General features: G+C 62.9%; 14 protein-coding genes. 10 read left to right on the top strand and 4 right to left on the bottom strand.

The genetic code is table 11. From position 1 onward, the window contains the following. The first annotated feature begins 8 nt into the window (after positions 1-8). The 10 genes from leuB (at position 9) to C7378_RS01230 (ending at position 11,054) form a co-directional block, all read left to right on the top strand. Positions 9-1,112, top strand: a complete 1,104-nt coding sequence (gene leuB, locus C7378_RS01275) for a 3-isopropylmalate dehydrogenase (protein ID WP_131990922.1) — start codon at positions 9-11, stop codon at positions 1,110-1,112. After that, positions 1,102-1,746, top strand: a complete 645-nt coding sequence (locus C7378_RS01270; RefSeq protein ID WP_131990920.1) for a hypothetical protein — start codon at positions 1,102-1,104, stop codon at positions 1,744-1,746. Before leuB ends, C7378_RS01270 begins: the two co-directional genes overlap by 11 nt. 16 nt (positions 1,747-1,762) lie before the next feature. After that, on the top strand, positions 1,763-3,196 hold the full coding sequence (gene leuC, locus C7378_RS01265; RefSeq protein ID WP_131990918.1) for a 3-isopropylmalate dehydratase large subunit: 1,434 nt from the start codon (positions 1,763-1,765) through the stop codon (positions 3,194-3,196). A gap of 1 nt (position 3,197) precedes the next feature. Next, positions 3,198-3,818 (top strand): 3-isopropylmalate dehydratase small subunit, encoded by a 621-nt coding sequence (leuD, locus tag C7378_RS01260; RefSeq protein WP_131990916.1) that lies wholly within the window; start codon positions 3,198-3,200, stop codon positions 3,816-3,818. Next, positions 3,815-5,512, top strand: a complete 1,698-nt coding sequence (gene ilvD, locus C7378_RS01255; protein ID WP_243647977.1) for a dihydroxy-acid dehydratase — start codon at positions 3,815-3,817, stop codon at positions 5,510-5,512. Before leuD ends, ilvD begins: the two co-directional genes overlap by 4 nt. A 23-nt stretch (positions 5,513-5,535) precedes the next feature. Further along, a complete protein-coding gene (gene ilvB / locus C7378_RS01250) occupies positions 5,536-7,293 on the top strand; it encodes a biosynthetic-type acetolactate synthase large subunit (RefSeq protein ID WP_131990914.1) in 1,758 nt (585 codons plus the stop codon). Positions 7,294-7,313: 20 nt separating this feature from the next. Then, positions 7,314-7,907 (top strand): acetolactate synthase small subunit, encoded by a 594-nt coding sequence (gene ilvN, locus C7378_RS01245; protein WP_131990912.1) that lies wholly within the window; start codon positions 7,314-7,316, stop codon positions 7,905-7,907. Positions 7,908-7,977: 70 nt separating this feature from the next. Next, complete coding sequence (ilvC, locus tag C7378_RS01240; RefSeq protein WP_131990910.1) at positions 7,978-9,027, top strand: ketol-acid reductoisomerase; 1,050 nt, start codon at positions 7,978-7,980, stop codon at positions 9,025-9,027. Between the two features lie 60 nt (positions 9,028-9,087). Further along, on the top strand, positions 9,088-9,567 hold the full coding sequence (locus C7378_RS01235) for a DUF4174 domain-containing protein (protein WP_131990908.1): 480 nt from the start codon (positions 9,088-9,090) through the stop codon (positions 9,565-9,567). Positions 9,568-9,614: 47 nt separating this feature from the next. Next, on the top strand, positions 9,615-11,054 hold the full coding sequence (locus C7378_RS01230; protein WP_243647976.1) for a sensor histidine kinase: 1,440 nt from the start codon (positions 9,615-9,617) through the stop codon (positions 11,052-11,054). Between the two features lie 106 nt (positions 11,055-11,160). On the opposite strand, the gene C7378_RS01225 is transcribed toward C7378_RS01230, so the two are convergent. From C7378_RS01225 to C7378_RS01210, 4 genes are all read right to left on the bottom strand, one after another. Beyond that, the gene (locus C7378_RS01225) at positions 11,161-13,836 is read right to left on the bottom strand and encodes an ABC transporter permease (RefSeq protein WP_131990906.1); all 2,676 of its coding nucleotides are present in this window, start codon (positions 13,834-13,836) and stop codon (positions 11,161-11,163) included. A 15-nt stretch (positions 13,837-13,851) separates the two neighbouring features. Further along, positions 13,852-14,217, bottom strand: coding sequence for a PadR family transcriptional regulator (locus C7378_RS01220; protein WP_243647975.1), 366 nt, complete (start codon positions 14,215-14,217; stop codon positions 13,852-13,854). Positions 14,218-14,253: 36 nt separating this feature from the next. Further along, positions 14,254-15,075: a hypothetical protein gene (locus C7378_RS01215; RefSeq protein ID WP_243647974.1), complete on the bottom strand. Its 822-nt coding sequence runs from the start codon at positions 15,073-15,075 to the stop codon at positions 14,254-14,256. A 173-nt stretch (positions 15,076-15,248) separates the two neighbouring features. After that, the gene (locus C7378_RS01210) at positions 15,249-16,070 is read right to left on the bottom strand and encodes a hypothetical protein (RefSeq protein ID WP_131990904.1); all 822 of its coding nucleotides are present in this window, start codon (positions 16,068-16,070) and stop codon (positions 15,249-15,251) included. Between the last annotated feature and the right edge of the window lie 42 nt (positions 16,071-16,112).

Below are 16,112 nucleotides of genomic sequence, written 5' to 3'. Positions count from 1 at the left end.
AGAGAAAAATGACAAAGCTCAAGATTCTTGTAGTTGCCGGCGACGGCATCGGCCCTGAAGTTACTGGAGAAGCGGTTCGCATCCTGCGTTCGGTCGCCGAACTGGGCGGCTATGACTTCCAGATCAGCGAAGCCCTCATCGGCGGCGTTGCCATCAAGCAACAGGGCACACCGCTGCCCGCCGCCACTCTAAGCGCCGCGCTTGAGAGCGATGCCGTGCTCCTCGGCGCCGTCGGCGGCAACGAGTTCAACTCGCTCACCCCGGACAAGCGCCCCGAGGCCGGCCTCCTGCAACTGCGTCAGGCTCTCGGCGGTTTCGCCAATCTCCGCCCGGCTTTTGCCTTCCCCGCCCTCTCGTCGAACTCGCCTCTGCGTCCTGAGGTCATCGAGGGAGCTGACATCCTGTTCGTCCGCGAGCTGCTTGGCGGCCTCTACTTTGGCGAGCCGCGCCAGTGGGACCGCGCCTCCAACTCCGCCTGGAACACCATGCGCTACACCCGCGACGAGGTTGTGCGCGTTGCCCGCGTCGCCTTCGAGCTCGCTTCCATGCGCCGCAAGAAGCTCACCTCCGTCGACAAGGCCAACGTCCTTGAGGTCTCGCAGCTCTGGCGCGCCACCGTAACAGAACTCGCCCCCCAGTATCCCGGCGTCACTCTCGAACACCAGTACGTCGACGCCTGCGCCATGCACCTCATGAATACGCCACGCAACTTCGACGTCGTGCTGACTGAGAACCTCTTCGGCGACATTCTCTCCGACGAATCGGCCGTCATCACCGGCTCGCTGGGCATGCTGCCCTCGGCCACCATCGGCGGCAAGGTCAATCTCTATGAGCCGGTGCATGGCTCCGCCCCGGATATCGCGGGCAAAGGCATCGCCAACCCTCTGGGCGCGATCCTCACCGCTGCCATGCTTCTCCGCCACTCCGGAAATCTTGAGCAGGAGGCGCAGGCCATCGAAACAGCGGTCCGCAAGGTCCTCGAGCAGGGTCACCGCACCGCCGACCTTGTCCGGGCTGGCGAGACCCCGCTCTCGACTCAGGAGATGGGCAAGCTTGTCCATCAATCGGTCAACGAAATCATTGACCGCCATCAGGCAATGCATGCAGTTTAGGGAGAAAAGCTGGGCTGCAGCCGCGTTCATCCTCTCGACTGCATTGCATATGCAACTGTTTGCGCAGAGCGACCGGGGCGCCGCGTGGCTTCTCCGCTATCAGGGAAATCCGGCTCACGCACTTCCCTCGGTCAATGCATTGATTCAGGACAAGAACTTTCTCCCTTTCCTGAATGACCGCCTGAAGATGTCGCAGCATTTCTGGAAGCCCGGCGAGCCGGTCTCCCAGGTTGTCAAGGATTATCTGGCCGTCCCCGGTGACGTACTCACCGACGGCACGACGTATTACATGGCAGACGGCTGCGTGCAGCACTTCTGCCCCAACAAGGGCCTGCTCTGGGTGGACCTGACCACGTCCCCCGCCACCGTAGTCTTCGCAGCGACGGACATGATGAAGAATTCAAATCAGTGGAGTCTCTACCTGTTCACCAGCGGCAACCTCAGTCCGGCCACCATGCCGCAGTCGCTGCGCGCAGGCATCACCCGCTGGACCTCGAAACCGCTCGGCGACGGCCACACCATTGAGCCCATCGGCGAAGCGATCGTCATCGATGGGGAGGGCATGGAGCACAGGCCCACTCCGCTCTCTCTCGGCGTCAATGAAATAGCAAGCCGTGACAAGGCAGTTCAGTAACACCGGATAAATACCTATGAGCAACGCACCGAAGACGCTATTCGAAAAAGTATGGGAGCAGCATCTCGTCGCCGAACCGGCCAACGAGCCTGCCCTGCTCTACATTGACCTGCATCTTGTTCACGAGGTCACTTCCCCGCAGGCTTTTGAGGGTTTGCGCCTCGCAGGCCGCAAACTGCGCCGCCCCGACCGCACCGTCGCGACTGTCGATCACAATGTTCCGACGACCGCCAACCGCCTCATCATTGAGGACGCCATCGCCGCCAGGCAGATCGACACCCTGCGCAAGAACTGCGCAGACTTCGGCGTCGAACTCTACGACGTGCAGTCGCCCGAGCAGGGCATCGTTCACGTCATTGGTCCGGAACTCGGCCTCACCAAGCCCGGCATGACCATCGTCTGCGGCGACTCGCACACCTCCACCCATGGAGCCTTCGGCGCACTCGCCTTCGGCATCGGCACCTCTGAGGTCGAGCATGTCATGGCCACCCAGTGCCTGCCGCAATCCCGGCCCCGCACCTTCCGCATCGCCGTCGAGGGCACGCTCGCCGAGGGCGTCACTGCTAAGGACGTAGCCCTCGGCATCATCGGCCGCATCGGCACCGACGGAGCCACCGGCTATGTCATCGAGTACGCAGGCTCCGTCATCCGCTCGCTCTCCATGGAGGGCCGCATGACCCTCTGCAACATGAGCATCGAGGCAGGCGCCCGCGCCGGCATGATCGCCCCTGACGAGAAGACCTTCGCCTACCTCAAAGGTCGCCGCTTCTCGCCGACAGGCGCAGACTGGGAAAAGGCCGTCGCCGAGTGGAGCGCTCTGCCCTCTGATCCCGGCGCGACCTACGACCGCGAACTCGTCATCCAGGCCGAGGAGCTGGCGCCCTTCGTCACCTGGGGAACCAGCCCCGGCATGGTCATCTCCATTACGGAATCGGTTCCCGATCCCGCCCGCGCGCAGTCTGACTCCGACCGCCGCGCCTTTGAGCGCGCCCTCGAATACATGGATCTCAAAGCCGGCACACCGCTCGAAAAGGTCTCCATCGACCGCGTCTTCATCGGCTCCTGCACCAACTCGCGTATTGAAGATCTCCGCGCCGCCGCCAAAGTCGTTGCCGGATATCGTGTTCATTCGAACGTCCGCGCCATGGTCGTGCCCGGCTCGCAGCAGGTCAAGTCGCAGGCCGAGCGCGAAGGCCTCGATCATGTCTTCCGCGAGGCCGGCTTCGAGTGGCGCGAGCCCGGCTGCTCCATGTGCCTCGGCATGAACCCCGATATCCTTCAGCCCGGCGAGCGCTGCGCCTCCACGTCCAACCGCAACTTTGAGGGTCGTCAGGGCCGTGGCGGACGCACCCATCTCGTCAGCCCCGCGATGGCCGCAGCCGCAGCCGTCACCGGCCACTTCACGGATGTACGTCACTGGGAATACAAGGCCGAGGAGGTACTCGCCTAATATGCAGCCCTTTCGCAAACTCACCTCTAAAGTGCAGCCGCTCGACCGCGTCAATGTCGATACGGATCAGATCATCCCCAAGCAGTTCCTCAAGCGCATCGAGCGCACCGGCTACGGCGAGTTCCTCTTCTTCGACTGGCGCAAGAACCCGGCATTCGAGCTGAACGATCCCCGCTATCAGGGCGCGCACATTCTCGTCGCTGCGAAGAACTTCGGCTGCGGCTCCTCCCGCGAGCACGCCGCCTGGGCGCTCTCCGACTACGGCTTCCGCTGCGTCATCGCGCCCAGCTTTGCCGATATCTTCCACTCGAACGCGGGCAAGAACGGCATCCTGCTCGTCACCCTGCCCGAGGCGCAGGTGCAGACGCTGCTCGACCGCGCCGCCGCCACTGCTGACTATCAGCTCACCGTCTCGCTCGAAGATCAGACCGTACACGACGAGCAGAGCTTTTCCGCCAGCTTCACCGTGGATCCCTTCCGCCGCGAGTGCCTGCTTGAGGGCCTCGATGACATCGGCCTCACCCTGCGTCACGCGGCTGCCCTCGATACCTTTGAACAAAAACACGACGCGGCCTTCTGGGTAACTCCCCGGCCCCAACCTGCACTGGAGAAAGCGAATTGAGCGAGAACCACGGCAACATAGCAGATAAGGCGAAGACAAACAGCATCCCGCTAACTGAGGGCAACAGCCGCGCAGCCGCACGCGCCATGCTGCGCGCCATCGGTTTCAGCAAAGAGGATCTGCACAAGCCCATCATCGGCATCGCCAATACCTGGACCGAGATCGGCCCCTGCAACTTCCATCTCCGCACCATCGCAGAGGCCGTCAAGCAGGGCGTCCGCGACGCCGGCGGCACACCGATGGAGTTCAACACCATCACCATCTCCGACGGCATCACCATGGGCACTGAGGGCATGAAGGCCTCCCTCGTCAGCCGTGAAGTCATCGCAGACTCCATCGAGCTCGTCTCCCGCGGCAACATGTTCGACGGCGTCGTAGCCATCGCCGGCTGCGATAAAAATATGCCCGGCACCGTCATGGCTCTTGCCCGTCTCGACGTGCCCAGCCTCATGCTTTACGGCGGCTCCATCGCTCCCGGACATCTCAACGGCAAAGACCTCACCGTGCAGGACGTCTTTGAAGCCATCGGCGCACGCGCTGCCGGCAAGATCGACGATGCAGGCCTGGAAGCAGTCGAGGCCAGCGCCTGTCCCGGCGCCGGTGCCTGCGGTGGCCAGTTCACCGCAAACACCATGGCCATGGCCTGCGAATTTCTGGGCATTTCGCCCATCGGCATCTCCGGCGTTCCTGCCTTCTCTGCGGAGAAGCATGCAGCCTCCCGCGCCGCGGGAGCCATGGTCATGGAGCTCGCGCGCCGCCAGATCAAGCCCAGCCAGATCATCACCCGCACCTCGCTTGAAACCGCGATCGCCAGCGTCGCCGCCTCCGGTGGTTCCACCAACGCCGTGCTGCACCTGCTCGCCATCGCCCATGAAATGGGCATTCCCCTCACCATTGAGGAGTTTGACCGCATCAGCTCGAGCACCCCGCTGCTCTGCGATCTAAAGCCCGGCGGCAGATACGTCGCGGCGGATTATCAGAACGCAGGCGGCAGCCGTCTGCTCGCGAAGCGTCTTCTTGAGGGCGGCCTCATCCAGGGCAGCACGCTCAACGTCAGCGGACGCACTCTCGCAGAGGAAGCAGCCGAAGCCAGGGAAACGGCCGGCCAGGACGTCATCCGGCCGCTCGATGCTGCCATCAAGCCAACCGGCGGCCTCGTCATCCTCAAGGGCAACATCGCCCCCGAGGGCTGCGTCATCAAGGTCGCAGGCCACAAGCGCCTCGAACATCGCGGCCCCGCCCGCGTCTTCGACTGCGAGCAGGATGCCTTCGCTGCCGTCGAGCAGGGCAGGATCAAGCCCAACGATATAGTCGTCATCCGTTATGAAGGTCCGCGCGGCGGCCCCGGCATGCGCGAGATGCTCGCCGTCACCGCCGCTATCGCCGGCATCCCCGAGCTTTCTGACACGGTAGCCCTGCTCACCGATGGCCGCTTCTCCGGAGCCACCCGCGGCCTCATGGCCGGCCACGTCGCGCCGGAAGCCGCAGTCGGCGGCCCCATCGCTGCGATCCACGAGGGTGACACCATCCACTTCGATATTCCCAATCGCAAGCTTGAAGTGGACATCCCCGAGCAGGAGTTGAAGGCCCGCCTGCAAAGCTGGAAAGCGCCTGAACCGGCCTATAAGCGGGGCGTCTTCCGCAAGTATGCCGACAGTGTTTCCTCCGCTTCGCTTGGCGCAGTAACCACCTAGCCTCATTCAAGGAGTCAGCGATCATGAGCAACGCCTCACAATCCGACACCACCCGCCCCGGCACCACTGTCCTCACCGGCGCGGAGATCATCTGGGCCACGCTCGAGGGTGAAGGTGTGCGCGAGGTCTTCGGTTACCCGGGCGGGGCCATCCTGCCCGCGTACGATGCCCTGCGCAAGTTCCCGATCCGCCACATCCTCGTGCGTCACGAGCAGGGCGCCGCGCACATGGCCGACGGCTATGCCCGCGCCTCCGGGCGTGTCGGCGTAGCCATCGCCACCTCTGGCCCCGGAGCCACCAACCTCGTCACCGGCATCGCCACCGCCATGCTCGACTCCGTGCCGATTGTCTGCATCACCGGTCAGGTTTCGAGCAAGGTCCTCGGCTCCGATGCCTTTCAGGAAGTAGACATCACCGGCATCACTCTGCCCGTGACCAAGCACAACTACGTCGTCACCCGTGCGGAAGACGTCGCCCCTACTCTGCGCGAAGCCTTCCGCGTCGCACAGTCCGGGCGTCCCGGCCCCGTGCTCGTCGATATCACTAAGGACGCGCAGCAGGGCACAGCCGCCTTTGACTTCACCGCCGCCGCGCCCAAACCCTACCGCCCGCATCCGATGCTTCGCGCCGAGAGCGCCGCCATCACCGATGCGGCCGCGCTCATCCGCAACGCGAAGCGCCCGCTCATCCTCGCCGGCCATGGCATCATCAAGTCCGGCGCCTACGATCAGGTCCGCACCCTCGCCGAGCGCATGCAGATTCCCGTTGCCTCTACGCTCCTCGGCCTCGGCGCGTTCCCGGCCACTCACCCGCTCTCGCTCGGCATGATGGGCATGCACGGCGAGGCCTGGGTCAATCACGCGATCCAGCAGGCAGACCTGCTCATCGCCTGCGGCATGCGCTTTGACGACCGCGTCACCGGCACGCTCGCCACCTACGCTCCCAACGCGAAGAAGATCCACATCGAGATTGACCCCGCGGAGATCAACAAGAACGTCAAGGCGGATATCGCCCTCATCGGTGATCTCCGTCAGGTGCTTGAGGTCCTGCTGCCGCACATCTCTACCGTCAACGAGTCGCCCTGGCTTCGCGCCGTCAATGAGATGAAGGGCAGCGCCTCCGTCCGCGACATCAAGAACATTCCCGACAGCGGCCACCTCTACGCCGCCCACGTCATGCACGACCTCTGGCGCATCACGGAAGGCAAAGCCGTCGTCGCCACTGACGTAGGCCAGCATCAGATGTGGGAGGCGCAGTACTACAAGCACAATGAGCCGCGCTCGCTCATCACCTCCGGCGGCCTCGGCACCATGGGCTTCGCACTGCCCTCCGCCATCGGCGCCAAGGTTGCATGCCCTGAGAAGGAGGTCTGGGCCATCGCCGGTGACGGCGGCTTCCAGATGACCGCCTGCGAACTCTCCACCATCGCGCAGGAAAATCTCGACCTCAACATCGCCATCATCAACAACGGCTTCCTCGGCATGGTGCGCCAGTGGCAGGAGTTCTTCTATGAGAAGAACTACGCCTCCTCGCCCATCCTCAGCCCCGACTTCGTCAAGCTCGCCGAGGCTCACGGCATTCCCGGAGCCACCGTCACCACCCGCAAGCAAGTGGAAGCAGCCGTCGCCGCTGCCCGCAGCCGCAAGGGCCCGTTCCTCATCAACTTCCTCGTCGAAAAAGAGGATTCCGTTTACCCCATGATCCCTGCCGGCGCAGCCCTGCATGAGATGATCCGCAGACCCGAGCACGATCCCTTGCTCGAAACCGCGTCGGATAGCTAGAGGAGCGAATACGTAACTGTATGATGCACACATTCATAGCCCTCGTTGAAGACAAGCCCGGCGTGCTCACGCGCGTTGCGTCTCTCTTCCGCAGACTCAACGTGAACATCGTTTCGCTCACCGTCGGCCGCTCCGAGCGCATCGGCGTTTCGCGCATGACCATCGTTGCCGATGCCTCGCCCACCGCCAGCCATCGCATCATGGCCAGCCTCTACAAGCTTGAAAACGTTCTCGATGTCGATGATGTCGGGCAGGCTTCCTGCGTCGTTCGCGAGCTGGCGCTTATCAAGGTGGCCGCCACACCCAAAACCCGCTCGCACATCTTTGAACTTGCCGAAGTCTTTCGCGCGCGCATCGTCGACCTTGCCCCTGAATCGCTGATGATCGAGATCACCGGCGTCGAGAGCAAGATTGAAGGGCTCCTTCAGGTTCTCAACGAAAGCGAAGACCGCATCCTTGAGGTCTCCCGCACCGGCCGCATGGTCATGCGCCGCGGCCAGCACACCAGCCGCGTGCTCGATGCCATGCGTGTACCCGCAACCGAGGCAAACCAGGCAGAAGAAGAAGATCCGGACGCGAGCACCGCGCTCATGGCCGAAGAATCGGGCCTCTGAACTCGCAACCCTGATATTTGCAACTACCACTGTTACATAATTGTTTTTTCGAAAAACCAAACGAGGAAAAATGGCAAAGACATATCACGATCAGGATGCGGATCTCTCCATCATCCAGCAGAAGAAAGTAGCCATCATCGGCTACGGCTCGCAGGGACACGCGCACGCGCTCAACCTCAAGGACTCAGGCGTTCACGTACGCGTCGGTCTCCGCGAAGGCAGCAAGTCTGCCGACAAGGCCCTCAAGGCAGGCCTTGAAGTCAGCTCCGTCTCCGACGCAGCCGCCTGGGGCGACGTCATCATGATCCTCGCGCCTGACGAACTGCAGGCCTCCATCTACGCCAAGGACGTTCAGCCCAATCTCAAGGCGGGCAAGGCGCTGGTCTTCGCTCACGGCTTCAACATCCGCTACGGCACCATTCAGCCGCCCAAGGATGTCGACGTTTTCCTCGTCGCGCCCAAGGCTCCCGGCCACCGCGTACGTGAAGTCTTCGCCGAGGGCGGTGGCACCCCTGGCCTCATCGCCATCGAGCAGGACGCCACCGGCCACGCTCACGAGATCGCCCTCTCCTACGCCAAGGGCATCGGCTGCACCCGCGCCGGAGTCATCGAGACGACCTTCAAGGAAGAGACCGAGACCGATCTCTTCGGCGAACAGGCCGTGCTCTGCGGCGGCACCGCCGCTCTCGTCAAGGCTGGCTTCGAGACCCTCGTCAACGCAGGCTACCAGCCGGAGATCGCCTACTTTGAGTGCCTCCATGAGCTCAAGCTCATCGTCGATCTCATGTACCGCGGCGGCCTCGCCTACATGCGCTACTCCATCTCCAACACTGCCGAGTACGGCGACTACACCGCCGGCCCGCGCATCGTCACCGATGCGGTTCGCGAGGAGATGAAGAAGATTCTCGCTGACATTCAGGATGGAACCTTCGCGAAGAAGTTCATCGCGGAGAACGAGTCCGGCTGCAAGAACTTCGATGCCATTCGCAAGTCCGAAGCAGCTCACCCCATCGAGCAGGTCGGCGAAAAGCTCCGCGCCGCCATGCCCTTCCTCGATCCGGTCACGGTCAAGGATGGCGTGCCGCAGCCCGCGCGCCAGTCCGAGCCCGTAAAGGCATAAACCCTCCAGCCGGGATGCTGCCGCACACGCAGCATCCCGGCTGCAACTCACCTCGTATCCATGACGGCACGCTGTCTTCTTCTCATCCTGTTTCTCTCTGCGGCGCCCGCCTTCTCACAGGCGCATCCCGGCTGCCCCATGCGGCCCACGCGCCTCGCTGCCATGCGCCGCTGCTATCGTCCCCTGCTCGTCTTCAGCCCCTCGCCGCGCGACCCGCGCCTCCGCCGCCAGCAGTCCGCGCTCGACTCCGCGGCCGACGACATGATGGACCGCTTCGTTCTTCTCGTTCCCTTCGCGCCCACCTTGCGCGGCTACAATCCGCCTCTCGATACGCCCTACGCGCTTCTGCCTTCGGCGCAGGTTGCCGACGCCCGCCAGCGCTTCCACGTCCCCGCCGACACCTTCACCGTCATCCTGCTGGGTGAGGACGGCACTGAGAAGCTGCGCAGCGACAAGCCCGTCTCTATCCAGCGTCTCAACGCTCTCATTGACTCCATGCCCACCCGCCGCATCGAGCGCCAGCGCCCCCACGCAAATTAGCTGCCGCTTCTCTCGCTTCGGATACCATTATTAGTGAGGACCGCGCTATGACCTCCGCTACTCCCGTTATCGGCTCACGCCCCGCCAATCCCACTCCCGTCGCTGACCTCATCGACGCGCTCAAGCGCATCGCCCCCTTGCAGGGCATGGAGGAGTGCGAATACGAGTGGCTGGCCACCTATGGCGTCGAACGCTACGCAGAGGCTGGCGCCACGCTCTTTCACGAGGGCGACGCCGCCACCAGCATGACCATTCTGCTCAAGGGCGAGATTCACGTCAGGCGCGAGCGGGGCGGCCCCGCGGCGCTCTTCATCGGGCGCTCGGGCCAGATCACCGGCCTGCTACCCTTCTCCCGCATGAAGACCTACGGCGGCCTCGGTTACGCCGCCGCGCCCACCTGGGCGCTTGAATACGACCACTCGCTCTTCCCCGAGATGGTTCGCGCGGTGCCGTCCATCACTCAGCGCTGCGTCTCCGTTCTGCTTGACCGCGTTCGCGAAGTCACCCGCATGGAGCAGCAGACAGAGAAGCTCAACGCCCTCGGCAAGCTCGCCGGCAACCTCGCCCATGAGCTCAACAACCCCGCTTCCGCTGCCCAGCGCGCCGCCTCCGGCCTTCTCGAAGAGCTGCGCGTCTATGGCCGTGAGAAATACCGCCTCGGCGGCCTCTGCCTTGATCAGCAGCTCACCCAGCGCATGCAGCAGTGGCAACAGCGCATGCGCGATCTCATCGACGAGCGCGCCCACGCCACCCTCACCCCGCTTCTTGAGGACGATCTGCAGACCTGGCTCCGCGCCCACGGCGTGCAGGAGACGTGGCAGATCGCACCCGAGCTCGCCGAGTCCGGCATTACCCCCGCCGAGCTCGAGCCGCTCGCCGAGTTCATGGACGGCCCCGGCATCACCGTCGTCCTCTCTCAGTTCGCCTCATCACTCCGCGCCGAGCGCATTGCCAAAGCCATGCTCGACTCGACCGCGCGCATCTTCGACCTCATGCGCGCCATCAAGGATTACTCCTACATGGATCAGGCGCCCATCCAGGAGGTCGATCTGCCCCAGAGCCTTGAGAACACGCTCACCATGCTCCAGTCGCGGCTCGAGCACGTCACCATCGAGCGCCACTACGCGCCCGATCTGCCCCGCATCTCCGCCTATGGCAGCGAACTCAATCAGGTCTGGATGGCCTTGCTTGAAAACGCGCTCGACGCCATTGAGGATCGCGGCACCCTCACGCTCAGCGTCAAAACCTCCGGCGATCTCATGCTCATTGAGATATGGGACAGCGGCAACGGCATTCCCGCTGAGCTCACTGACCGCATCTTCGAGCCCTTCTTCACCACCAAGGCGCCGGGTCGCGGTCTGGGCCTCGGCCTCGACACAGTGCAGCGCATCATCCGCAAGCACCGCGGCTACGTCAGCGTGGAATCCAGGCCCGGCTCTACCTGCTTCCAGGTCCGCCTGCCCATCGAGCAACTGCAGGCTTACTGAATCGGCCCCGTCCACCACGGCTCAACCTGCTGAGCGCAGCGAGGCATTGCAGCTTCGCTGCGCTACAGCATCCGCGAAAAGTCCCGCTCCAGCCCCAGGCCGTCGCTCACTCCGCGCGCAGCGCCTCCATCGGGTCCACACCCGCAGCCCGCCGCGCTGGCAGATAGGCAGCCACTGCGCCCGCCGCGAGCAGCACCAGCGCCACTGCGGCAAACGTCGCGCCGTCGTGCGCCCGCACCCCATACAGGAAGCTCCCGATCAGACGGGTCGACGCATAAGCAGCGCCCAGTCCGATCGCCACGCCCGCAGCCAGCATCCACGTGGCCTGCCGCATCACCAGCCACAGCACATCGCCCCTCTGCGCTCCCAGAGCAATGCGCAGCCCTATCTCGCGGGTCCGCTGCGTCACCACGTACGCCAGCAGCCCATAGAGCCCCGCCACGCACAACAGCAGCGCCGAGCCGGCAAATATCTCCAGCACATGAGCCGCCATCCTCTGGCTGCCATAGGAGTCTTCGACCACCTGGTCCATCGTGCTCATGGTGCTGCCAGCCAGCGCGGGATCGGCCTGCCGCAACACCTCACGCAGCTCGGGAAGAAATGACGCCTCACTCCGATCCGTGCGCACCGCCAGATCCATCGCCATACCCTCCATCGCCTCGTAGGCAGTACTCTTCGGGCCAAGTTGCGCGATATCGAGATCGACCTCCGGCGAAGGCTTCAACGTAATGCCCGCCTGCCGAACATCGTCCAGCACTCCTATGATCTCCGCCGGCTTCCCCGGTTCGAGATGCCAGAGCTTCTTGCCGATAATCTTCCGCATGTCCTTGTTATTGGAGTAGTAGAGTCGCGCAAAAGCGCGATTGATGACCATCACTGGAGTGGTAGTCGCAGTGTCCTGCGAATTGAAAAACCTTCCCGCTGCCATCTTGAAGCCAAAGACCCCCTGCATCTCCGGACTGACCCCGATCAGTTGCGCGTTCACCGTCTTTGGGGCATTGTCGAGTTCGTCTGCAGCATTCCCGTTTAAGGTCAATTGAATCCGGAAGGTCTTCCCCAGCGGCACTTCAGAGATAAGCCCCGCAGCCTCCACTCCCGGCATATGCCGCACCCGCTCCAGCAGAGGCTCATATAGATCCGAGGTCAGATTCTTTCCCTCGAACTTGTAGCCCGGAATATTCATGCTGGCCACAAAGATATGCTCTGTTCTGAAGCCGAGCTGCACATGCCGCAACGCATAGATCGTGCGCAGCAGCAGTCCACACGCCACCAGCAGTGTCAGTGACAGGGCAATCTCCGTCACCACCAGTCCGCTGCGCAGCCGGCTCCGCGCGCGGCTCGTCCCGCTCTGCTGGCCGCCCTGCTTCAGCGCCGGTTCAATCGGAGAGTAGGCCGCCAGCACCGCGGGCCACACCGACGCGGCCAGCGCGGAGACCAGCGTCAGCAGCACCAGCGCCAGCAGAAGAAGTCCATTCGGCGCCGCTGAAACTGGCAGCGGCAGCATCTTGCTCAGGCTCCGCGCAAACAGCTTCACCGCCATCCACGCAATCGCAGAGCCGATCAGCGTCGCCGAACTGCTAAGCAGCAGCCCTTCCATCATCAACTGCTGCACAATCCGCCAGCGCCCTGCGCCCAGCGCGCCTCGCACAGCAATCTCCCGCTGCCGCGCCATCGCCCGCGCCAGTAACAGGTTCGTGGAGTTCACACAGGCGATGAGCCACAGCAGGCCCGACGCAGCCAGCAGCGCCAACAGCGCATGCTTCGTGTCCGCATCCACCAGCGTATCGCCGTAGGTGCTTATCCGGAATCGCGAATGAGTCTCCCGCGCATCCTTATCGACATACCCCTTGGCGATCTGCTTTTGCAGCACATTCAGCTCAGTCGTCGCCCGCGCAGGAGTCACCCCCCGCCGCAATCGTCCGATCACCTCATAGCCCGGCGTGCTGCTCGTTCTACCCCCATCCGCTGGTCCCGGCTGCGCCGGCATCCAGACCTCGGGGGCCGATCCTGCGAAAGGAAAGGCAAACCCCGGCGGCATGATCCCCACCACGGTGTGACTTTTCCCGCTGATCTTGACCGTCTTCCCCAGCAGCTTGGGGTCAGCGCCAAACATCTGCCGCCACGCGGTGTTGCCCAGCAGGATGGCATCCGCATCACCCGACTTGGCAAAGCTATCCGCCTGCGGGCTGAATCCCCGCCCGAGCATTGGCTTCACGCCCAGCAGATCAAGCAGGTTGGCGCTGATGATCGTCGCCATCACCTGTTGGGAACCATTGCTCCCTTCCAGGTAATTACGGCCGCCTAAGCCGACATAATAGCCGATCTCCGAGAAGCTGCGGTCCCACTTGCGCCACTCCTGGATGTCCAGCAGGGGCACTCCCCACGGCGGCGCCACCTGTTTGCTCTCGAACTCGATGCTCGCCAGCCGCCCCGCATCGCGATAGGGCAGAGGCCGCAGCATCACCTTGTCCACCACCGTGAACATTGCCACAGCCGCGCCGATCCCCAGCGCCAGCGTACCGATCACCGTCAGCGCAAATCCCGGCGACTTCTTCATCTGCCGCAGCGCATACCGCACGTCCTGCAGCAGTTGGTCCAGCCACCGCCAGCGCCACGTCTCGGCCGTTACGTCCTTCACCAGCGCCGCATTGCCAAACTCGCGTTCTGCCTCGCGCCGCGCCGTCTCCGGGTCTTCGCCGCGCGCCATCCGGTCGGCCATCGCCATCTCCACATGCGCCGCAATCTCTTCTTCCAGTTCCCGCTTCCGCCGCCACCAGACCATCGCACGCCTCCTGAGCTACTCCGCCGGATTCAGAATTGCCCCAATCGCCGTCACCATCTGCTCCCACCTCTCGCGGTCCGCCGCCAGCTGCCGCTTCCCTGTCGCCGTCATCTGGTAGAACTTCGCCCGCTGCCCGGCCTCCGTCGTCTTCCACTCCGAGCGCACGAATCCCTGCCGCTCCAGCCGGTGCAGCGCAGGGTAAAGCGATCCAGTCTCCACTTTGAGAATTTCGCCGGACTGCGCGCCGATCGCCTGGCTGATGCCATAGCCATGCTGCGCGCCCCACTTCAGCGTTTCGAGGATGAGCATATCGAGCGTGCCCTGCAGCAGCTCGATGCGGTTCTGATATTTTTCGCGCGGAGTTCCCATAGATGTAGACACCCTACACCTATGGACTGTAGAACGTCTACACCTGTTTCACTGCGGCTTCGGCGTCGGCTCGGGAATAGGGACAGGTGGCCGTCTGCCCCATGAGAAATACCGCCCCAGAATTCCTTTGACGATCCAGTGGTCGGTCGCCGCCGTCGGCCCCACTCCCACTCCGAAGTTGATCTCCCACTTCGGCGAAACGTTCAGGTCAATCGCCGGAAAGATCTGCTGCTGCTGCTGGTGCAGCCCATAGAAATCCCCCAGTCGGCCATAGTCCGCGTAGTATTCCACTCCGCCGCTGATCTTCTTGTTGAACGCGTAGCTCACCTTCACCGCAGGCGCAAACCCCAGGCCCTGGTTCACATCCGGCCCATGCCAGGTGCGCTCCAGTGCGGGATTGATGGCCACGTACCATGGCCCCATCGTCTTATCGATAATCGGCCGGATTTCCCACGTCCATGTGTCCGGCGAGTAGACCGCGCGCTGATAGCCGATCTCCATCGAAAGGCTGGCGCCAACCGGCCAGTGCCACGAGTCCGGCACCCGCACCCGGGGGCGAATGTGATCTCCCACCCACTGCACGCCGTGGCCATTCTGCTCGCTCGTGAAAATATAAAAGCCCACCTCAGACCACTTCGTGATCCCTTCGGTCAGCTCGACCGTCTCGTGTTCCTGGTGGTTCGTGGGATAGACCCCGTCGATGATGTACTTCTGCCCATCGGGGGTGTAGTTCGAGTGCAATTCAGTCATCAGCGTCTTCGGCGCTACGGTGTCCGAGCCATAGACTTGAATTTCGTAGTTGCCCTGCGCTGCAGCCTTGGTACCTGATAGAAATAACCCTCCGCCTGTCAGCAGAAGGAAGAAAAGCAACCACGTCCTCATTCAGTCAGCCTCGCAACTCTATCCAATCCCAATTTACAGTCCAAATATTAAGCTGAGTTCATAAGGGGTCAGACCACCCTTTCTTCCCGCCATAAAAAAAGGGCCCCATCTGCCGCATTCTTCCGCAGCAGTGTTGGGGCCCTCGTCAACCGAAGTTTCGTTTAGAAGCGCAGACCGATGGTGAAAGGAATCAGGTTCTCTGTTCCTGTTCCCAGCTTGGTTGCGGTTCCCTTGGGCGAGTCGATCCACTCATACCGCACCTCGGCAAAAAGCTTGGCGTGGCTGTCTGGACCAAAGGCCTTCCAGTAGAATCCCTGACCGACGTTAAGCCCCATCTGGTTGCTGGAGAACTGGCCGATCGTTACGTTCGTCACACCGTACCCGCAGTAGCCGTAGAAGTAGTTGCAGAACTGCTGCGGTTGCGGCGCCGTGTAGATCGTGTTCTTGTGGTAGAAGCCAATCCCGCCCACGGCGTAAGCTCCTACCTTCTGAGTGTTCCAGTAGTAGTAGATCGGGTCGGCAGTAATTCCATACAGGTGAACATGGCCGCCCGGCGCACCTACATTGGCCAGCACAGCCCCCGGAATCTTGTCCGAGTTGAATTCGAACTCACCCAGCAGCCCGAACTTCTTCGTGAAGTTCCATCCGCCGCCCAGCCGCAGGTTTCCACCAAACGTCTCATAGTGGCCCGTGTTGCCGATTGGCGAGGTGAGACCACCGCCGGCCACGATCGCCAGGTGGCTCCACCGGCTCTGGTACTGGGGATAGCTGTTCGACTGGCCATATTGCGGCGTTGGCGACGGTGATGCCAGAGATGCGCCGTCGATATCTTCGTTCAGCAGCGCGGCGTTCCCGTCAGTCGAGCTTGAATAATTATGCGTCTGTGCCGAGGCCGAAAGTGTTAAAGATGCGAGCGCGAAAACCGATGCGCCCATCGCTATCCGCTTCAGTAACGACCGCGCAGATCCGATGCTTGCAGTCATGGTTGTGTCCCTCAATCGTTTCTATAAGGTAATGCGTACGTG

The organism is Acidipila rosea (assembly GCF_004339725.1).
In the GTDB taxonomy this organism is placed as follows: domain Bacteria; phylum Acidobacteriota; class Terriglobia; order Terriglobales; family Acidobacteriaceae; genus Acidipila; species Acidipila rosea.
The sequence above is the reverse complement of the archived record's forward strand: the minus strand, read 5'-3'. Positions and strand labels throughout refer to the sequence as shown.

Bases quoted from the DNA above. Each gene is read 5' to 3' on its own strand.
- C7378_RS01230 (WP_243647976.1), top strand. From the start codon at position 9,615: ATGACCTCCGCTACTCCCGTTATCGGCTCACGCCCCGCCAATCCCACT.
- C7378_RS01210 (WP_131990904.1), bottom strand. From the start codon at position 16,070: ATGACTGCAAGCATCGGATCTGCGCGGTCGTTACTGAAGCGGATAGCG.
- leuD (WP_131990916.1), top strand. From the start codon at position 3,198: ATGCAGCCCTTTCGCAAACTCACCTCTAAAGTGCAGCCGCTCGACCGC.
- ilvC (WP_131990910.1), top strand. From the start codon at position 7,978: ATGGCAAAGACATATCACGATCAGGATGCGGATCTCTCCATCATCCAG.
- C7378_RS01235 (WP_131990908.1), top strand. From the start codon at position 9,088: ATGACGGCACGCTGTCTTCTTCTCATCCTGTTTCTCTCTGCGGCGCCC.
- C7378_RS01225 (WP_131990906.1), bottom strand. From the start codon at position 13,836: ATGGTCTGGTGGCGGCGGAAGCGGGAACTGGAAGAAGAGATTGCGGCG.
- leuC (WP_131990918.1), top strand. From the start codon at position 1,763: ATGAGCAACGCACCGAAGACGCTATTCGAAAAAGTATGGGAGCAGCAT.
- leuB (WP_131990922.1), top strand. From the start codon at position 9: ATGACAAAGCTCAAGATTCTTGTAGTTGCCGGCGACGGCATCGGCCCT.
- C7378_RS01270 (WP_131990920.1), top strand. From the start codon at position 1,102: ATGCAGTTTAGGGAGAAAAGCTGGGCTGCAGCCGCGTTCATCCTCTCG.
- ilvB (WP_131990914.1), top strand. From the start codon at position 5,536: ATGAGCAACGCCTCACAATCCGACACCACCCGCCCCGGCACCACTGTC.
- ilvN (WP_131990912.1), top strand. From the start codon at position 7,314: ATGATGCACACATTCATAGCCCTCGTTGAAGACAAGCCCGGCGTGCTC.